Source organism: Bradyrhizobium sp. MI1.11, assembly GCF_055811255.1.
This window is the reverse complement of the sequence record NZ_JBVVPM010000199.1, coordinates 1-557: the sequence shown is the minus strand read 5'-3', so window position 1 is coordinate 557 and position 557 is coordinate 1. Positions and strand designations below refer to the sequence as shown.

Here is a 557-nt window from a genome sequence, read left to right as displayed (position 1 = left end):
CCCGGTGGTGGGGGGGTTGTTCGCCTTTGCGCGCCCACCCTGGGGGGTGGGCCCGCCGCCCGCAATGGGGGTGGGGGGCCCGGCGCGCCTCCCCCGCCCGACCCAGTATTCCAGAGGCCGGCATTATGGGGGGCCAGCAATCCCCGAATAGAGATCGTTCCAATCCGGATTGTCTTTCTCGATCAACGCGATCTTCCAATCGCGCTTCCACTTCTTCAGCCGCTTCTCCCGTTCGATCGCATTCTCGGGGTCGTCGATCTGCTCGAAGTAAACGAGCTTCACGACATCGTAGTCTTTCGTGAAGCTCTCGATCAGTTTCAACTTGTGCTCTGCCACCCGGCGGATGAGATCGTTCGTTACGCCAATATAAAGCGTGCCACCCATCTTGCTGGCGAGAATGTAGACGTAGTAGCAGCGAGCGCCCATCTGCCGCCTCTGGGATACTGGGTCGGGGGGGGGGGCCGGGGGGCCGCGCCGCGGGTGAGGGGGGGGGGGTGGGGGGGGAGGCGGGATGTGAACACCGCAACCCGGAGGGGCGGGGGCGGGGTGAGGCGGGG

General features: G+C 65.7%; 1 protein-coding gene. It reads right to left on the bottom strand.

Annotation, left to right across the window (positions count from 1 at the left end; genetic code table 11):
* Nucleotides 1-123: 123 nt before the first annotated feature.
* Nucleotides 124-426: a GIY-YIG nuclease family protein gene (locus AC0L30_RS43100; RefSeq protein WP_473406802.1), complete on the bottom strand. Its 303-nt coding sequence runs from the start codon at nucleotides 424-426 to the stop codon at nucleotides 124-126.
* Nucleotides 427-557: the final 131 nt, after the last annotated feature.

Coding starts and splice junctions, on each gene's coding strand:
- AC0L30_RS43100 (WP_473406802.1), bottom strand. CDS start 426: ATGGGCGCTCGCTGCTACTACGTCTACATTCTCGCCAGCAAGATGGGT.